The sequence below is a fragment of the Pseudomonas cichorii genome, assembly GCF_018343775.1.
Taxonomy (GTDB): domain Bacteria; phylum Pseudomonadota; class Gammaproteobacteria; order Pseudomonadales; family Pseudomonadaceae; genus Aquipseudomonas; species Aquipseudomonas cichorii.
Genome location: NZ_CP074349.1, coordinates 13,859 through 30,388, shown reverse-complemented (window position 1 = coordinate 30,388; position 16,530 = coordinate 13,859). Strand labels below are relative to the sequence as shown.

Below are 16,530 nucleotides of genomic sequence, written 5' to 3'. Positions count from 1 at the left end.
AAGCCAGGTTTTTGCGTTTCCGATCCCGGAGTAGGAGAACAGTTACCCGTCACAGAGGCAACGCCATGTAAAACTGCGTCCCCTGCCCAGGTCGTGAGTAGACGCCCATTCGCCCACCGTGCAGTTGCACGATTTCCTTGCACAGCGCCAGGCCGAGACCGGCGCCTCCTTTCTTGCGGCCTACCTGCACGAACGGTTCAAAGATTCTTCCTTGTTGCCCGTAAGGAATACCTTCGCCGTTGTCTTCAATGCTGATGATTGCACGCTCGCCATGACGGCGGGCCTGCAGGCGGATCAAGCCGCTTTCAGGGGTGTGACGCAGTGCGTTGTCCAGCAGGTTATCCAGCACCCGCTCCAGCTGCGCCTGATCGGCATGCAAATGGGAGACGGGCTCCTGAATGTCCAGCATCAGAGTGATGTCGCGCAACCTGGCCTGTTCCTCGAAGCGGCCTCTGGCTTCTTCGAGCAGGTTTTTGATTGAGCAAGGAGCCAGCTTGAGTTTCTGCAATCCGTTCTGGTAACGCGAGAAATTCAGCAGGTCGTTGATCAGTTGCATCAGGCGCTGCATTTCTTCGGTGATGGTATTGAGCAAGTCCGCTTCGCGGGACTCTGCCGCAAAATGCAGACGCTCCTGCAACAACCCGAAGGCCATGTGGATACCGGTCACCGGTGTGCGCAGTTCATGAGAAGCGCGCAGGACGAACTCGCTGCGCACCCGCTCGAACGCCCGTTGCTCGGTCACATCACGCAGCACCATCACGGCACCGAGAATGTGGCCTTTGGTATGGCTGACGGGTGTCAGGCTGTAGGTCAGCAGCCTGGATTCGCCATCGATATCGATACCCAGGTCTTCCGGCGCATGCTCCAGAGTCCCGCCACGCAGGATCAGGAATAACTGTTCATCCAGTTCTGGATGCTCCAGCGCTTCACCCAGACCACGCCCGAGACGACTCTCGTCCCAGCCGAGCTGGCGCTGAGCTACAGGGTTCAAATGCTCCAGACGGCCTTGGCGATCGATCATCAGCAGGCCGTCGTCGATGCTGTCGAGCACCGCTTGCAGACGCTGCTGGCCAGCAAGCAACTCATCGACATTGGTGGCCTGATGCTGACGCAAAGCCTCGGCCATGAGGCCGAAACGTCGGGTCAGCAGGTTCATTTCGGCTGCCGAAGAGATCGGCAGCGTCACTTCATAGTTGCCCTGGCCGATATTATCGGCCGCCTTGGCCAAGGCCTCGATGGGAGCGCCAAAGCGATGGGCAATGCCATGGGCAGTGATGAATCCGACGCACAGCACCGCGATGCCTACCAACCCAAGCAACCCGGCAATCCACAGCGCACGCTCCCGGGAATAGGCTTCGGCAGTGCTGATGTTCTGCAGGGCCTCGCCATGGGTATCCAGCAAGTCGTTGCGCAAGGCGTCGAAGCTGTCCCGCAGCTCCGGATTTTCATGCATTGCACGCGTGTCGTCCGCGAAGCGCTGAGAGGCCTCGATGAAACGCTGATAGTACCGGCTCGTATTCTCGAAGCGACCCTGCACCATGTTTTGCGCATCACGCTCGATGCCTTCGGCCAGCAACGTGTGAAACTCATCCTGATAGGTCTTCAGCACGCGCTTGTCAGGCGACGGGCTGATCATTATCACCAGTTGATCACCAAGGTTCTGCCGCAGCTTCAGGCCCAGCTCGAGGTTGCTGATATTGCCCTGGATCAGCGCTTCCTGACTCTTGGCCATTTGCATGACACTGACCAGACCCAGCAGCAGCCCCAGCAACGCAACCGTCATCAACGCCGAAATGCTAAGGAACAGGCGGGTACGTAACTTCATTGCCAGTTTCATACAGAACAACTCATAAGTTGTACTGCTTACGCTTGCGATAAAGCGTCGAAGAGTCGATGCCCAGAGTCTTCGCGGCCTGATCGAGCGTGTCGCTGGTAGCCAGGACCGCACCGATATGAGCCTTTTCCAGCTCATCCAGGCTCAAGGCAGCGCCCACGCGAGGCGCGTTGTTGGTCGGGACTTCGGCCATGCCCAAATGGCTGACTTCGACACGCTCCTGCGGGCAGATGATGCTGGCGCGCTCGATGACGTTACGCAGTTCACGGATATTGCCGGGCCAGCGGTAGTTGAGCAGTGCCGCACGGGCTTCGTCGCTGAACCCGCGAGCCGGTCGGGCGTAATCCTTGACGAAGCGCGCCAGGAAGCGGTCAGCCAGCGTCAGAATGTCTTCGCTTCGCTCACGCAGCGCCGGAAGGTGAAGGGTGATCACGTTCAGGCGATACAGCAGATCCTCACGGAAGCGCCCGCTGCGCACCATGTCTTCCAGGTTCAGGTTGGTGGCCGCCAGAATCCGTACATCGGCACGCCGCGTGACCGGGTCGCCGACGCGCTCGTATTCCTTGTCCTGAATAAAGCGAAGCAACTTGGGTTGTAACGTGAGTGGAAAATCGCCGATTTCATCAAGAAACAGCGTGCCGCCATCCGCCTGATTGACACGACCCAAGGTACTTTCGCTGGCGCCGGTAAAGGCTCCACGACTGTGACCGAACAGTTCGCTTTCCATCAGTTCGGCAGTCAGGGAAGGGCAGTTGATGGTGACGCAGGACTTCTTGGCCCGCTTGCTCCAGCCATGAATGGCGCGAGCCAGTTCACCTTTACCGGTACCGGATTCGCCCAGGATCAGGATGTTGGCGTCGGTCACGGCAACCTGCCGAGCCGTTTCCAGAATGGCCATCATCGACGGGCTGTGTGAGTCCAGGCCGTCCTTGGGTTTGCGTATCTCACCCTCCAACGCTTCCAGACGGGCAGACAACTGCCGGACTTCCAGCTGTTTGGCAGTGGCAAGACGCAGTTGGTCCGGGCTGCAAGGCTTGACCAGATAATCGGCGGCACCGGCCTGAATGGCATCGACCGCGGTATCGACCGCCGAATGGGCCGTGACGATCACTACGCGCATCCATGGCGCCTGAATACGCATCTGCGCCAGGACATCCAGCCCGTTGTCCTCGCCCAGACGCAAGTCCAGAAAGCACAGGTCGAACACCTGGCGCTGCATCAAGGTGTCGGCCTGGGCTGCGCTGTTGGCAGTGGCGACACTGTAACCCTCATCTTCCAGACAATACCGGAACGTGCGAAGGATGGCGGACTCGTCGTCCACTAGCAGAATACGGCCCTGATTCTCAGTGGCTGTCTCCATTTTTCCTACGCTCCTAAGTAAATGATCTTGGTTAGTGTCGGAATCATCGGGCAAGTTGCATGGTTGATTCTGATTGATTCTGTGACATGCATGTTAGCTATCTGTTCGAGCCTTGGCTAACCACCTGATTTTCCTGACGATATTTATTCCGCCTGTCATGGTTCGCAACCATGACCTCCCGATGCCACGGATTTATAGGTTTGAACAGGCTTTCAGGCATTCGTGCAGAACGCACGACCGCAGGGGGTCGATCGTGCAGCTTGCTGGCCGGAACTTTTTCGAGAATATCTCAAGCCTTTGATTTTATTTAGATTATTAAAAAATAAAAAAATGGCATGCAGCCTGCAATATCCCTTTCATCCAAGGCCTGACCTTATGGCCAACCACATTCACCACACCGTTCAGGTAAAGGGAGTTTAAGGATGAACAGCCAGCATATTGCTCATTTGCGTATTTCATCCTTGCACATCCAACAAGGCCTTTTTCTGCTGCTGGCCTTGCTCGTTACCCTGATTGCGGTCCAGCAATTCCAGAGCTGGGATCAGTCGCGTGAAGCGGCCCAGACCCAACAGAAAATCATCAAGATCAGCATGTCGCATCAGAGCCTGACGCGCACTGCACAGATCAATGGACTCGGAACCCAGCCGGTAGAGGGTCTGGTGTCTGCAAACGAAGAAGTAGTAACGCCGCAAAAATGGATCTTCTGATCCGGAAAAACCGAACGAAACGTTCCAAATTCAAATAGCTGTAAAAAGGAGTATCACCATGCTGAGTTGGGCTATCACGTTCTTGATCATCGCCATTGTCGCTGCCGTCCTGGGCTTCGGTGGTATCGCAGGCACTGCAACAGGTATCGCCAAGATTCTGTTCATCGTGTTCCTGGTCATGTTCGTCGTATCTTTCTTCTTCGGACGCCGTGGACGAGGCTGAGTAATGGGCAAATCCTTGCAATCACTGGCCGCCGCCCTGTTGATGGGCGGCAGTACCATGGCAGTAGCCGCCAATGACGGTCAGGCTCGTGTCAATGAGCTGTTGAGTTCTGCGCCCGAGTACCGCCAGACGTGGACCAAGGTTGTACAGAAAGAGGAACGGTTGCCCGAATGGGTCATCAACCTGTCCGGTACTTCCGAACAGATGACAGCCGTTACCGAAGACGGGGACCCTTACCTCGTCGGCCCTCTGTGCGAAACCGCAGAAACCTGTCGCAGCAAACGCCTCATCGTGTCGTTCAGCCTCGATAAGGAAGATGCCTACGCCATGCTGGTCGAAGTGCCTGCCGGACTCCCGGCCGACAAATCGCCTACCCGGCATGCGACCTACCGTTTCCTGGGCAAACCGGATGAAGGCATGCAGCAATTGCTGAAAGAGCAATTGAGCAAAGACCCGAACTGGTACTGATTCCCCCTGACATCTCTTCAGGATCAGGCATGCGGACACACTCGCGCATGCCTGATCTCCCGTATCCCTCGACTTCTTCAGATGATACTGGCTGCGCTGCGAGTGCATAAGCGCCGTCTTGCCGTGTAACCTTGGCTGCCGCAACCAATCGACGAGGGTTTCATGGGTTGGTTCAACCGTCATAAATTCCTGCCTTTTCTCGCCTGGCTGCCCGGACAGACCCGCGCCAGCGTTGGCCGTGATGCATTGGTCGGGTTGAGTGGTGCCGTTCTGGCACTGCCACAATCCATCGCTTACGCGCTGATCGCCGGTCTTCCCCCGGAATATGGCTTGTACGCCGCCATCGTGCCGGTACTGATCGCCTGTCTGTGGGGTTCTTCGTGGCATTTGATCTGCGGGCCGACAGCCGCCATTTCCATCGTGCTGTATGCCAGCATCAGCCCTTTGGCGGTTCCGGCCAGTCAGGATTACATCACCCTCATCCTGTTACTGACGTTCATTGCCGGAGCATTTCAGTTGCTGCTGGGCATGATGCGCTTCGGCGCGCTGGTGAATTTCGTCTCGCATTCCGTGGTGCTGGGTTTCACGCTGGGTGCGGCCATCGTGATTGCCTTGGGGCAGATACCGAATCTGACCGGGATCGACCTGCCCAGCCAGAACACCGCCCTCAACAGCCTGACGGCGGTCCTCGAACACAGCCAGGAAATAGACAAGCCCTCGCTGATTCTCGGTCTGCTGACTCTGGCGCTGGGCATTACCCTGAAATATCTCGTGCCGCGCTGGCCGACGCTATTGATCGCGCTGGTGTCGAGCAGCCTGCTGGCCTGGCTGTGGCCTGCGATGTTTGGCCATGTGAAGGTGGTCAAGGCTTTCGTGGGACAGTTACCGCCTTTCAGCCCGCTGCCGCTGGACCTGGAGTTGATCCTCAAACTGCTGCCCACCGCAGTAGCCATAGGCATGCTCGGGCTGGTAAACAGCCTGTCAATTGCCCGTTCGCTGTCGGCGCGCTCTCAACAGTTGATCAATGCCAACCAGGAAGTCCGCGCCCAGGGCCTGTCGAACATGGTTGGCTCACTGTTTTCCGGCTACATGTCTGCAGGTTCCTTTACCCGCGCCGCCTTGAGTTATGAAGCCGGTGCACGCTCGCCTTTGGCGGGTGTATTTTCGGCGCTGTGGGTCATGCTGTTCGCCATTGTGGGCGCGTCATTGATTGCCCACATTCCGATTCCGGGCATGGCGGCCTCGATTCTGCTGATCTGCTGGGGGCTGGTGGATCATCGCGGTATCGCGGCGTTGTTCAGGGTCAGCCGTTCAGAGTTCTTCGTGATGGCGCTGACTTGTGTCGCAACCCTGCTGCTGGAGTTGCAGACCGCAATCTACGCGGGCGTGCTGGCTTCACTGTTCTTCTACCTCAAGCGCACGTCGCAGCCCAAGGTGCAGCAGTGGCGCGAAGGTGACGAAGACATCATGCGCGTCGGCGGGTCGATTTTCTTCGGCGCCAGTCACTACCTGCAAACCCGCCTGCAACGCACGGAAGGCAAGCACGTGGTGATCGACGCCCAGCACATCAACTTCATCGACTATTCGGGCGTGGAAATGCTGCACCAGGAGGCACGACGCCTGCTCAAACAGGACCGAACGCTGACTTTACGCCGCGCCCGGCAGCAGGTCGTCGAAGAATTGCAGAAGCTGGAAGGCGCGGACAAGTGCCCGATCCTGTTCGAGGATTAGGCGCTCGCCAACTGCCGCCGCATTTCGGCCAGGACCTGCGTGGAATCCGGCCGCACGCCGCGCCATAGCAGGAAGGCTTCGGCAGCCTGTTCCACAAGCATACCCAGGCCATCCACAGCCTGGGCTGCGCCGTGTTCGCTCGCCCAGCGACAGAAGGCGGTCGGCTCCTTGCCGTACATCATGTCGTAGCAGAAGGTATGACCCGACTGGATCAGGCTGGGGGCAATCGGCGGCAACTCGCCCGAGAGGCTGGCGGAGGTGGCGTTGATAATCAGGTCGACCGATTCTTCCAGCCAGTCGTAACCGCTGGCGAATACCGGACCGAGGTCGGTAAAGAGCTGAGCCAGGTTTTCGGCTTTTTCCACTGTCCGATTGGCAATCACCAGTGCAGCAGGTTTCTGCGCGAGCAACGGTTCCAGAGCCCCCCGAACAGCGCCACCGGCACCGAGCAGCAGGATACGCTGGCCTTGCAGGCTGACACCGTAATTGACCGTCAGATCACGCACCAGCCCGGCGCCATCGGTGTTATCCCCCAATAACGTGCCATCGGCCTGCTTGCTCAAGGTATTCACGGCACCTGCGCGCCGGGCACGTTGGGTCAGGCTGTCAGCCAGGCGATAAGCTTCTTCCTTGAACGGCACCGTCACATTGGCTCCGCGACCAGTCTGGAAAAAATTCCGGGCGAAGGCCGTGAAGTCATCCAGTGGCGCCAGCGCGGTTTGGTAATCCAGTTGCTGCTCTGTCTGCCTGGCGAACAGGCTGTGGATCAATGGCGACTTGCTGTGGCCGATGGGATTACCGAATACGACGTACTGGTCCATTTGTGTTCCTGTTGATGTGTTTATCGCCCGGTGCAGGTCTGTGTAGGAACGCATTCATTCGCGGATAAATCCGCTCCCACAAAAATCAGGGCTATGTCATTCAGCCAGCCAGTCCCGATCCTGCAGGAAGTACTCGGTCAGGCGAGCTTCTTCGCTGCCCGGCGCAGCCTTCCAGTCATAACCCCAACGCACTTGCGGGGGCAGGGACATCAGGATCGATTCGGTACGGCCACCCGATTGCAGGCCAAACAGCGTGCCGCGGTCATAGACGAGGTTGAACTCGACATAACGGCCACGTCTGAATTCCTGAAACTCGCGCTGTTGCACGGTATAAGCCGTGGCCTTGCGACGACGCACAATCGGCAGGTAGGCGTTGATGTAGGCATCACCGATGGCGCGCATGAAAGCGAAGCTGGTGTCGAAATCCCAGTGATTCACATCGTCGAAAAACAGGCCTCCAACCCCGCGTGGCTCGTTGCGATGCTTGATGTGGAAATAGCTGTCACACCAGGCTTTGTAACGGGGATAGACGTCATCGCCAAACGGCGCGCAGGCGCGCTCGGCAACCCGGTGCCAGTGAACGCAATCCTCTTCGACGCCATAGTAAGGCGTCAGGTCGAAACCGCCACCGAACCACCAGACCGGCTCTTCGCCTTCTTTTTCTGCGATGAAGAACCGCACGTTGGCGTGGGAAGTCGGCACATGGGGGTTGTGCGGATGAATCACCAGTGAAACACCCAGGGCCTCGAAGCCGCGCCCGGCCAGTTCGGGCCGGTGAGCACTGGCCGACGGCGGCAGGTTGCTGCCAAAGACGTGGGAAAAGTTGACGCCGCCCTTTTCAATGACAGAGCCGTTTTCGATGACCCGCGTTCGACCACCGCCACCTGCAGGACGTGTCCAGGCATCTTCGACAAAGTGTGCGCTGCCGTCTTCGAGCTCCAGGGCCGTGCAGATTCGGTCTTGCAGATCCAGCAGGTAGGCTTTTACGGCCTCGGTACGGGTAGTCATAGTTGATCCCTGATGCTGACTTCAAACGGCTGAGCCCCCCGAATGCCAAGGGGTACAGGCAAATTGGCGCGTAGCATACCACTGGCCGACCTGCCTTCGCAGTTGACGAGAATCACTTGAAGGAGTCCGATAGCCTATCTGACGATTCGTTTCAGCATGGAGATAGCAAATGGCAAAGCGTATCCAGTTCAGCACTGTCGGAGGACCCGAAGTTCTTGAATATGTCGACTTCGAGCCGGCCCAACCCGGCCCGCAAGAGGTCGTGGTTCGCAACAAGGCCATTGGCCTGAATTTTATCGATACCTATTACCGCAGCGGCCTTTATCCGGCACCCTCGCTTCCTTCGGGGCTTGGCACGGAAGGCGCGGGCATTGTCGAGGCCATCGGCAACGAAGTGACGCGCTTTCAGGTGGGCGACCGTGTGGCTTATGGCACAGGCCCGCTGGGCGGCTACAGCGAGTTGCATGTACTGCCCGAGGCCAATCTGGTGAAGCTGCCCGATTCCATCAGCTTCGAGCAGGCGGCAGCCGTCATGCTCAAAGGCCTGACAGTGCAATACCTGCTGCGCCAGACTTATCTGGTCAAACCCGGCGAAACCTTTCTGTTCCACGCTGCTGCCGGTGGCGTAGGTTCGCTGGCCTGCCAATGGGCGAAAGCTCTGGGAGCAAACCTGATCGGCACCGTCAGCTCACCGGAAAAGGCCGAGCACGCCAAAGCCCTGGGTGCGTGGGAAACCATCGACTATAGCCATGAAAACGTGGCCAGCCGGGTACTGGAACTGACCGAAGGCAAGAAGTGCCCGGTGGTCTACGACGGCGTCGGCCAGGACACGTGGCTGACCTCCCTCGACTGCGTGGCACCTCGCGGTCTGCTGGTCAGCTTCGGCAATGCCTCCGGTCCGGTTTCAGGCGTGAATCTGGGGATTCTGGCGCAGAAGGGTTCGCTTTACGTGACCCGCCCGACCCTGGGCAGCTACGCCAACAACGCGCAGAACCTGCAAGCGATGGCCGATGACCTGTTCAACATGCTCGCCAGCGGCAAGATCAAGCTCAACGATATCCAGCAATACGCCCTGAAGGACGCCGCCCAGGCGCAGATCGAACTGTCGGCACGGCGCACCACGGGATCGACGATTCTGATTCCTTAACCGGGTCGCACCACCTGGCCGGTCTCGATATCTCGAATGACACTGGGGTTTCGGCGACCGCCCAGGCTGCCGCCGAGCACCAGATCGATCTGCCCACGGAAATATTGCTCCACGCGAAGACGCGTGCGGGCAGCGGGGCGACCGGCAGGGTTGGCAGAGGTGGAAATCAGGGGGCCGACCAGAGCACACAGCTCACGCACGGTCGGGTGATCGGTCACGCGCAGGGCCACGGTTTCATGCACACCGGTGATCCACTCGGGCAGCAGGTTCTGATGCGGCACCAGCCAGGTGTTGGGACCCGGCCAGGTGCTGGCCATGCGGTCGATCCACTGCTCGGGGAAGTCCTCGAACAGAAAGTCGAACTGACGGATGTTGTCGGCGATGAGAATCAGCCCTTTATCCACAGGCCGCGATTTGATCGCCAGCAGACGATAAACCGCTTCTTCATCCCACGGATCGCAACCAAGTCCCCAGACTGCCTCGGTTGGATAGGCAATCACCGCTCCGGCACGAATATCTCGAGCGGCTTGCTGCACACGCCAACTGCTGACCATTGATGTATCTCCGCTAAATCTTGCCGGGCAGTTTAACCTCAGGGTGCCCGTGCGAACCATCGTCCGGCTTCATTGCTGATCATTCCGTTCAGTTCCAGTTCGGTCAGGGCTGCAAGCACCCGAGGCAACGGCCATTCACTGGCCGCTGCAAGTGCCTCGCTGGTATGCGGCGCAGCATGCAGGATCTTCAGCAAGGGGTGTTTTGAAGAAGAGGCCGGTTGCTCTGGTTTGGAAGCCTCGGGTGCCAGGCGATGCCAGTGCTGCAGCGCTTCGAGAATATGGTCAACGGTTTCCACCAGCACCGCGCCATCGCGGATCAGCTGATGACAACCACGGGCACCGGGATGATGGATGGAGCCGGGAATGGCATAGACCTCTCGACCATACTCGGCCGCCAGTCGCGCCGTAATCAACGAACCACTGCCCACACTGGCCTCCACCACCAGCACACCCAGAGACAGCCCGCTGATGATCCGGTTGCGGCGCGGGAAGTTGCTGGCCTGTGGTCCGGCATCCAGCGGAAACTCGGAAATCACCGCGCTGCCCTGGGCAATCATCTGCGCGGCCAGGTGTCGATGGCGCTGTGGATAAAGTTTTTCGAGCCCCGTGCCCAGCACGCCGATTGTGGCTCCGCCAACGTCAAGGGCACCCTGATGCGCAGCACCGTCGATTCCCAACGCCAGACCGCTGGTGATGACAAAACCGGCACCCGCCAGGCTTCGGGCAAAAGCTGCGGCGATGTCCATTCCCGGCTTCGAGGCACGACGACTGCCAACCATTCCCAACTGAGGTCGCTCAAGAATCGAAGGGTTGCCAGCGATGAATAACAGAGGCGGTGGGTCGGCGATTTCAGCAAGCAGTGCCGGGTAGCCAGGGTCGTCCCACATCAATAAATGCTGGTCCTCATGCTCAAGCCAAGCCATTGCGGCACTGGCTCCGTCACGCACCAGCGGGTCGCGCCGGGCTTCGGCACAGGCCGTCGGCAGCCCCAATGCGCGCCATGCACTGGCAGGTGCAGAGAGGGCAGCCGAAGCGGAACCGAAGGCATCGATGAGTCTGGAAAAGCGCTTGGGCCCTACCTCCGGCAAGCGATGCAAACGCAGACGCGCTTCCAGTTCGGCAGGCGAAGGAACAGCTTTTTCAAACAGCGGCATAAGATCGTCCTTGATCCATAACCCACTTCAGAAGGTGGGCAAACCTGTGGATAACTCTGTTGACAACAATTTGATAAGTGAAAAGTCCGGTGGAAAAACCTGTATCAGGCCTGAGACAGAGCCTCAGGGGTTACGGACCTTGTCCATAATGGCCAAAGATCGGTTCGCGTGCAGGACCAAGGCGTAACTGAGCTTTTCATAAGTGCGGAAAACCATCAGCAGCCCGGAGCGCTCGTCGGGAATTTTCACCTGCTCGCCGGTCACCCGGTCGCGGACCGTTTCGCCGGTCTTGAAAATCGCCAGCACATTGCCTTCGACCAGACCGTCACGTCGGCCTTTGTTGAGCGTCACCACGTCGTAGACGCCGACCTGGGTCACGCCTCGGGGCACATCGAGAATCAGACCTTCGATGGCGTTCTGTGGCGAGCTGGGCAGGAACGTCGAATTGATTGCCCGCTCTTCACTGGTGAACAGGCGGTCGCCCAGACGCACTTCCTGGGTAGAGCGCTGCAACAACAGGGTAGAAACATCACCTTCGGTGGCAACGACCTCACCGCCGCCGATATCGTCGGCATTGATGCCCAGCACTTCCTTGGTAGCCGGATCGGTATAGACCTTGCCTTGGCGGAAGATCCCGTAGCTCATCTGATCAGGGTCCAGATTGCCGCGCACATAAATGCGGTCGCCTCCGCCGCTGAGTACGCGTTCGGCATTGCCTGCAACGATGTAAGGGGCTTTGTTGAACTGGTCGGTGTCGTCGACGATACGGTTACTGATCAGGAACGCATTGATGGCGCCCAGCGGAATGCTCGGGATCGCTTCGATCGTCGGCGTGCTGCGCACACGCGGTGACAATTTGATGGTGCCGCGGGATTCGGCGCGGTTGAGCACCACACGAGGCTGACCATCGATGTAGATCAGCGAAAGCGAGTCGCCGGGATAGATGAGGTCGGGATCGCGCACCTGGGGATTGGCTCGCCATAGCTCGCGCCATTTCCATGGTTCGCGCAAGAATTTGCCGGAAATATCCCAAAGTGTGTCACCGGCAACGACGGTATAACTCTGCGGGTGGCCTTCCTTGAGTTGCACTTGCGCCTGAGCAAGACCGCTGGCAGTCAAAAGCAGCAGGGCGAGTAGTGATTTCCTCATGCGGTGAATCCCTTTATCATGTTGTCTCGCGTAAACATAAGTCCCATCAGTCTCATATAGCTGTCTGCTTTGACGTTTCAAGCCTGGCAGCCGATTTTGACTTTACCCTACAGTGCAGCCCTTACGTATATGGCCATTCTAAACATTCTCGAATTTCCCGATTCGCGCCTGCGCACCATCGCCAAACCTGTGGCGATAGTAGACGACGGCATACGCCAGTTGGTCGACGACATGTTTGAAACCATGTACGAGGCCCCAGGCATCGGTCTGGCAGCGACCCAGGTCAACGTCCACAAGCGCGTGGTCGTGATGGACCTGAGCGAAGATCGCTCCGAGCCTCGCGTCTTCATCAACCCCGAAATCGAAATGCTGACCGAAGACATGGATCAGTATCAGGAAGGCTGCCTCTCGGTGCCCGGGTTCTATGAAAACGTCGACCGCCCCGTAAAGGTTCGTATCAAGGCTCTGGACCGTGACGGCAAGCCTTACGAACTGGTTGCCGAAGGTTTGCTCGCCGTCTGCATCCAGCATGAATGCGATCACCTGAACGGCAAGCTGTTCGTCGACTACCTCTCCAATCTGAAGCGTGACCGGATCAAGAAAAAGCTGGAAAAACAGCACAGACAGAACGCTTGATCCATCACCCAAAAGGCCTGTGAGGGCCTTTTCTTTTTTACACAACGAGAAGCCCATGACCGAGCCACTGCGCATCGTCTTCGCCGGTACTCCGGAATTTGCCGCCGAACACTTGAAGGCCCTGCTGGACAGCCCTCATCAGATCATCGCGGTCTATACCCAGCCTGATCGCCCGGCCGGTCGTGGACAGAAGCTGATGCCAAGCCCGGTCAAGCAACTGGCGCTACAGCATGGCCTGCAGGTGCTGCAACCGCCAACCCTGCGTGACGCAGCCGCTCAGCAGGAGCTGGCCGAGCTCAAGCCCGACCTTATGGTGGTGGTCGCTTATGGCCTGATCCTGCCGCAAGTGGTGCTGGATATTCCTCGTCTGGGCTGCATCAACAGCCATGCATCCTTGCTGCCACGCTGGCGCGGTGCAGCGCCGATCCAGCGGGCCGTGCAGGCTGGCGATGCCGAAAGCGGCGTGACCGTCATGCGCATGGAAGCCGGCCTGGATACCGGCCCGATGCTGCTCAAGGTCACCACGCCGATCACGGCAGAAGACACCGGCGGCACCTTGCATGATCGCCTTGCCGAACTCGGCCCGCCTGCCGTATTGCAAGCCGTGGCCGGTCTGGCCGAGGGTTCGCTGGTTGGCGAAGTGCAGGACGATACGCTCGCCACATATGCTCACAAATTGAACAAGGACGAGGCACGCATCGATTGGAGCCGACCGGCAGACGAGCTGGAACGCCTGATCCGCGCCTTCAATCCGTGGCCTATCTGCCACAGCACCTTGAATGAAGAAGCCATCAAGGTACTGGCCGCCAGCCTTGCCGAAGGGCAGGGCGCACCGGGCACGATACTCGGTGCCAGCAAGGACGGCCTGATCGTCGCCTGTGGCCAAGGCGCCCTGCGCCTGACCCGCCTGCAATTGCCGGGCGGCAAGCCGCTGAACTTCACTGACCTGTTCAACAGCCGTCGCGAGAAGTTCGCCATCGGCACGGTATTGGGCCAATGAACCCGCGTCTGGCTGCCGCCAGAGCCTTGGCCGCCGTCCTGAGCGGCAAGGCTTCGCTGAACAGTTCGTTGCCGACCCAACTGGACAAGGTCGACGTCCGTGATCGGGGCCTGACCCAGGACCTGGCCTTCGGCACCGCACGCTGGCAGCCACGCCTGTCCGCGCTGGCGGCCAAATTGCTGCAAAAGCCTTTCAAGGCGGCTGATGCCGATGTCGAGGCGCTGTTGCTGGTCGGGCTTTATCAATTGCTCTACAGCCGCATTCCCGCCCACGCCGCCATCGGTGAAACCGTCGGTTGCGCCGACAAGCTGAAAAAGCCTTGGGCCAAGGCGCTGCTCAATGCGGTCCTGCGCCGCGCCCAACGTGAAAGCGAAGCGCTGCTGACTGAACTGGAACACGACCCAGTGGTGCGTACCGCTCACCCGCGCTGGCTGCAAAAAGCCCTGAAAGCCGCGTGGCCCGAGCATTGGGAAGCCATCTGCGCCGCCAACAACGCGCATCCGCCCATGATCCTGCGGGTCAACCGTCGGCACAACAGCCGCGCTCAATACCTTGAGCTGTTGAAAGCAGCCGGGATCGAAGCCGTTGCCTGTACCTTCAGCCAGGACGGCATCCTGCTGGCCGAGCCGGGTGATGTGCGTTCGCTGCCAGGTTTTGCCGAAGGCTGGATCAGCGTGCAGGATGAAGCCGCGCAACTGGCTGCCGACCTGCTGGAACTGGCTCCCGGCCAACGTGTGCTGGATGCCTGCTGCGCGCCGGGCGGCAAGACCTGCCACCTGCTGGAAGTGCAGCCGCAACTCGACGGCGTGGTGGCTGTGGATCTGGAAGCCAAGCGTATGGTGCGCGTACGGGAAAACCTCGACCGCCTGGGCCTGGATGCCGAACTGATCGCAGCCGACGCCCGGGAAACCGCCCAATGGTGGGACGGCAAGCCCTTCCAGCGCATTCTGCTTGATGCACCTTGCTCGGCAACCGGCGTGATACGCCGCCACCCGGATATCAAGCTGACCCGTCAGACCGATGACATTGCGGCCCTGGCCACGCTACAAGGCGAACTGCTGGATGCGCTCTGGCCGACGCTGCAAGTCGGCGGCATTCTGTTGTACGCCACCTGCTCGACGCTGCCCACGGAAAACACCGAAGTGATCGAGGCCTTCCTGGCCCGTACCTCCGGCGCCCGTGAGCTGGACATCGCCGGACAGCTCGGCCAGCAACCTGCAGGCATCAAGCAGCCCCACGGCCGCCAGTTGCTGGCGCAGGAAGGTGGGCATGATGGCTTCTATTACGCCAAACTGATCAAGATCGCAGCGTCGGTCTGACAGGGAGATAGCAGTTGAAAATCATCATCCTGGGTGCAGGGCAGGTTGGCGGCACGCTGGCCGAACATCTGGCCAGTGAAGCCAACGACATCACCGTAGTGGACACCGATGGCGACCGCCTGCGTGACCTGGGCGACCGCCTGGATATCCGCACGGTACAGGGCAAAGGCTCGTTTCCCACAGTGCTGCGCCAGGCGGGTGCCGATGATGCCGACATGCTGGTGGCCGTCACCAACAGCGATGAAACCAACATGGTCGCCTGTCAGGTGGCCTACACGCTGTTCCACACGCCGACCAAGATTGCCCGGGTCCGTGAAGCGGCTTACCTGACCCGCGCCGGCCTGTTCGACAACGATGCAATTCCGGTGGATGTATTGATCAGCCCGGAACAGGTCGTCACCAACTACATCAAGCGTCTGGTCGAATACCCCGGCGCCCTTCAGGTGATCGACTTCGCCGAAGGCAAGGCACAACTGGTGGCCGTCAGGGCTTATTACGGCGGGCCGCTGGTGGGTCAGAAACTGCGCCAGTTGCGGGCCCACATGCCCAATGTCGACACCCGCGTGGCCGCAATCTTCCGTCGCGACCGACCCATCACGCCCCATGGCGACACCGTTATCGAAGCCGATGACGAAGTGTTCTTCATTGCGGCCAAGGCGCATATTCGCGCCGTGATGGGCGAGATGCGCCGCCTGGACGAAAGCTACAAACGCATCGTCATCGCCGGTGGCGGCAACATTGGCGAACGCCTGGCCGAAGCCATCGAAAGCCGTTATCAGGTGAAAATCATCGAGATGAACCCGGCCCGTTGCCGTCATCTGTCAGAAACCCTCAACAGCACGGTGGTCCTGCAAGGCAGCTCTTCGGACCGCGACCTGTTGATGGAAGAGAACATCGGCAATACCGACCTGTTCCTGGCCCTGACCAACGATGACGAAGCCAACATCATGTCGTCGCTGCTGGCCAAGCGGATGGGGGCGCGCAAAGTGGTCACCCTGATCAATAACCCGGCCTATGTGGACCTGGTGCAAGGCGGGGAGATCGATATCGCCGTCAGCCCGCAACTGGCGACCATCGGCACCTTGCTGACCCACGTGCGGCGCGGCGATATCGTCAGCGTGCACTCACTGCGCCGGGGAGCGGCCGAAGCCATCGAGGTCGTAGCCCACGGCGATGCCAAATCCAGCAAGGTCATCGGCAAGGCCATCAGGGACATTATCCTCCCGCAAGGCACCACCATCGGCGCCATCATCCGCGACGAAGAAGTCCTGATCGCCCACGACATCACGGTGATCGAATCCGGCGACCACGTGATCATGTTCCTTGTGGATAAAAAATACATCCGCGATGTGGAGCGGCTGTTTCAGGTAGGGTTGAGCTTCTTCTGATTGCAGGAGCGAATTTATTCGCTCCTGCACG

16 protein-coding genes are annotated in these 16,530 nt (G+C 59.3%); 9 read left to right on the top strand and 7 right to left on the bottom strand.

Annotated elements, in window-relative coordinates; genetic code table 11:
* Nucleotides 1-49: 49 nt before the first annotated feature.
* Both KGD89_RS00140 and algB read right to left on the bottom strand, forming a co-directional pair.
* The gene (locus KGD89_RS00140; RefSeq protein ID WP_025257799.1) at nt 50-1,837 is read right to left on the bottom strand and encodes a KinB sensor domain-containing domain; all 1,788 of its coding nucleotides are present in this window, start codon (nt 1,835-1,837) and stop codon (nt 50-52) included.
* A gap of 10 nt (nt 1,838-1,847) precedes the next feature.
* Nucleotides 1,848-3,194, bottom strand: coding sequence for a sigma-54-dependent response regulator transcription factor AlgB (gene algB, locus KGD89_RS00135; RefSeq protein ID WP_025257798.1), 1,347 nt, complete (start codon nt 3,192-3,194; stop codon nt 1,848-1,850).
* A gap of 422 nt (nt 3,195-3,616) precedes the next feature.
* On the opposite strand from algB, the gene KGD89_RS00130 reads away from it, so the two are divergent.
* The 4 genes from KGD89_RS00130 to KGD89_RS00115 all read left to right on the top strand — a co-directional run bounded on the left by KGD89_RS00130 (nt 3,617) and on the right by KGD89_RS00115 (nt 6,323).
* Complete coding sequence (locus KGD89_RS00130) at nt 3,617-3,901, top strand: hypothetical protein (RefSeq protein ID WP_025257797.1); 285 nt, start codon at nt 3,617-3,619, stop codon at nt 3,899-3,901.
* A gap of 58 nt (nt 3,902-3,959) precedes the next feature.
* Entirely contained in the window at nt 3,960-4,124 is a 165-nt protein-coding gene (locus tag KGD89_RS00125; protein WP_025257796.1) for a DUF1328 domain-containing protein, read from the top strand.
* A gap of 3 nt (nt 4,125-4,127) precedes the next feature.
* A complete protein-coding gene (locus KGD89_RS00120; RefSeq protein ID WP_025257795.1) occupies nt 4,128-4,592 on the top strand; it encodes an inhibitor of vertebrate lysozyme family protein in 465 nt (154 codons plus the stop codon).
* A gap of 162 nt (nt 4,593-4,754) precedes the next feature.
* Nucleotides 4,755-6,323, top strand: a complete 1,569-nt coding sequence (locus tag KGD89_RS00115; protein WP_025257794.1) for a SulP family inorganic anion transporter — start codon at nt 4,755-4,757, stop codon at nt 6,321-6,323.
* On the opposite strand, the gene aroE is transcribed toward KGD89_RS00115, so the two are convergent.
* The gene (gene aroE, locus KGD89_RS00110; RefSeq protein WP_025257793.1) at nt 6,320-7,144 is read right to left on the bottom strand and encodes a shikimate dehydrogenase; all 825 of its coding nucleotides are present in this window, start codon (nt 7,142-7,144) and stop codon (nt 6,320-6,322) included. The genes KGD89_RS00115 and aroE overlap by 4 nt on opposite strands.
* Before the next feature lie 96 nt (nt 7,145-7,240).
* Nucleotides 7,241-8,152 (bottom strand): oxygen-dependent coproporphyrinogen oxidase, encoded by a 912-nt coding sequence (gene hemF, locus KGD89_RS00105; protein ID WP_025257792.1) that lies wholly within the window; start codon nt 8,150-8,152, stop codon nt 7,241-7,243.
* 169 nt (nt 8,153-8,321) lie between these two features.
* On the opposite strand from hemF, the gene KGD89_RS00100 reads away from it, so the two are divergent.
* Nucleotides 8,322-9,299, top strand: a complete 978-nt coding sequence (locus KGD89_RS00100) for an NADPH:quinone reductase (RefSeq protein ID WP_025257791.1) — start codon at nt 8,322-8,324, stop codon at nt 9,297-9,299.
* On the opposite strand, the gene KGD89_RS00095 is transcribed toward KGD89_RS00100, so the two are convergent.
* From KGD89_RS00095 to KGD89_RS00085, 3 genes are all read right to left on the bottom strand, one after another.
* Nucleotides 9,296-9,853, bottom strand: a complete 558-nt coding sequence (locus KGD89_RS00095; protein WP_025257790.1) for an L-threonylcarbamoyladenylate synthase — start codon at nt 9,851-9,853, stop codon at nt 9,296-9,298. The genes KGD89_RS00100 and KGD89_RS00095 overlap by 4 nt on opposite strands.
* 38 nt (nt 9,854-9,891) lie before the next feature.
* Nucleotides 9,892-11,007 carry a DNA-processing protein DprA gene (gene dprA, locus KGD89_RS00090; protein ID WP_025257789.1) on the bottom strand — a complete coding sequence of 372 codons (1,116 nt, stop codon included), beginning with the start codon at nt 11,005-11,007 and terminating at the stop codon, nt 9,892-9,894.
* A 123-nt stretch (nt 11,008-11,130) separates the two neighbouring features.
* Entirely contained in the window at nt 11,131-12,156 is a 1,026-nt protein-coding gene (locus KGD89_RS00085; protein WP_025257788.1) for a LysM peptidoglycan-binding domain-containing protein, read from the bottom strand.
* 129 nt (nt 12,157-12,285) lie between these two features.
* On the opposite strand from KGD89_RS00085, the gene def reads away from it, so the two are divergent.
* From def to trkA, 4 genes are read left to right on the top strand one after another with little or no spacing between them, the layout of a single operon-like run.
* The gene (def, locus tag KGD89_RS00080) at nt 12,286-12,792 is read left to right on the top strand and encodes a peptide deformylase (RefSeq protein WP_025257787.1); all 507 of its coding nucleotides are present in this window, start codon (nt 12,286-12,288) and stop codon (nt 12,790-12,792) included.
* A 55-nt stretch (nt 12,793-12,847) separates the two neighbouring features.
* Nucleotides 12,848-13,792, top strand: coding sequence for a methionyl-tRNA formyltransferase (gene fmt, locus KGD89_RS00075; RefSeq protein ID WP_025257786.1), 945 nt, complete (start codon nt 12,848-12,850; stop codon nt 13,790-13,792).
* Nucleotides 13,789-15,111: a 16S rRNA (cytosine(967)-C(5))-methyltransferase RsmB gene (gene rsmB / locus KGD89_RS00070; protein ID WP_025257785.1), complete on the top strand. Its 1,323-nt coding sequence runs from the start codon at nt 13,789-13,791 to the stop codon at nt 15,109-15,111. Before fmt ends, rsmB begins: the two co-directional genes overlap by 4 nt.
* Before the next feature lie 14 nt (nt 15,112-15,125).
* Entirely contained in the window at nt 15,126-16,499 is a 1,374-nt protein-coding gene (gene trkA, locus KGD89_RS00065) for a Trk system potassium transporter TrkA (protein WP_025257784.1), read from the top strand.
* Nucleotides 16,500-16,530: the final 31 nt, after the last annotated feature.

What these genes read in the sequence shown, in the direction of transcription:
- KGD89_RS00140 (WP_025257799.1), bottom strand. Translation starts at nt 1,837, where the DNA reads ATGAAACTGGCAATGAAGTTACGTACCCGCCTGTTCCTTAGCATTTCG.
- algB (WP_025257798.1), bottom strand. Translation starts at nt 3,194, where the DNA reads ATGGAGACAGCCACTGAGAATCAGGGCCGTATTCTGCTAGTGGACGAC.
- KGD89_RS00130 (WP_025257797.1), top strand. Translation starts at nt 3,617, where the DNA reads ATGAACAGCCAGCATATTGCTCATTTGCGTATTTCATCCTTGCACATC.
- KGD89_RS00125 (WP_025257796.1), top strand. Translation starts at nt 3,960, where the DNA reads ATGCTGAGTTGGGCTATCACGTTCTTGATCATCGCCATTGTCGCTGCC.
- KGD89_RS00120 (WP_025257795.1), top strand. Translation starts at nt 4,128, where the DNA reads ATGGGCAAATCCTTGCAATCACTGGCCGCCGCCCTGTTGATGGGCGGC.
- KGD89_RS00115 (WP_025257794.1), top strand. Translation starts at nt 4,755, where the DNA reads ATGGGTTGGTTCAACCGTCATAAATTCCTGCCTTTTCTCGCCTGGCTG.
- aroE (WP_025257793.1), bottom strand. Translation starts at nt 7,144, where the DNA reads ATGGACCAGTACGTCGTATTCGGTAATCCCATCGGCCACAGCAAGTCG.
- hemF (WP_025257792.1), bottom strand. Translation starts at nt 8,152, where the DNA reads ATGACTACCCGTACCGAGGCCGTAAAAGCCTACCTGCTGGATCTGCAA.
- KGD89_RS00100 (WP_025257791.1), top strand. Translation starts at nt 8,322, where the DNA reads ATGGCAAAGCGTATCCAGTTCAGCACTGTCGGAGGACCCGAAGTTCTT.
- KGD89_RS00095 (WP_025257790.1), bottom strand. Translation starts at nt 9,853, where the DNA reads ATGGTCAGCAGTTGGCGTGTGCAGCAAGCCGCTCGAGATATTCGTGCC.
- dprA (WP_025257789.1), bottom strand. Translation starts at nt 11,007, where the DNA reads ATGCCGCTGTTTGAAAAAGCTGTTCCTTCGCCTGCCGAACTGGAAGCG.
- KGD89_RS00085 (WP_025257788.1), bottom strand. Translation starts at nt 12,156, where the DNA reads ATGAGGAAATCACTACTCGCCCTGCTGCTTTTGACTGCCAGCGGTCTT.
- def (WP_025257787.1), top strand. Translation starts at nt 12,286, where the DNA reads ATGGCCATTCTAAACATTCTCGAATTTCCCGATTCGCGCCTGCGCACC.
- fmt (WP_025257786.1), top strand. Translation starts at nt 12,848, where the DNA reads ATGACCGAGCCACTGCGCATCGTCTTCGCCGGTACTCCGGAATTTGCC.
- rsmB (WP_025257785.1), top strand. Translation starts at nt 13,789, where the DNA reads ATGAACCCGCGTCTGGCTGCCGCCAGAGCCTTGGCCGCCGTCCTGAGC.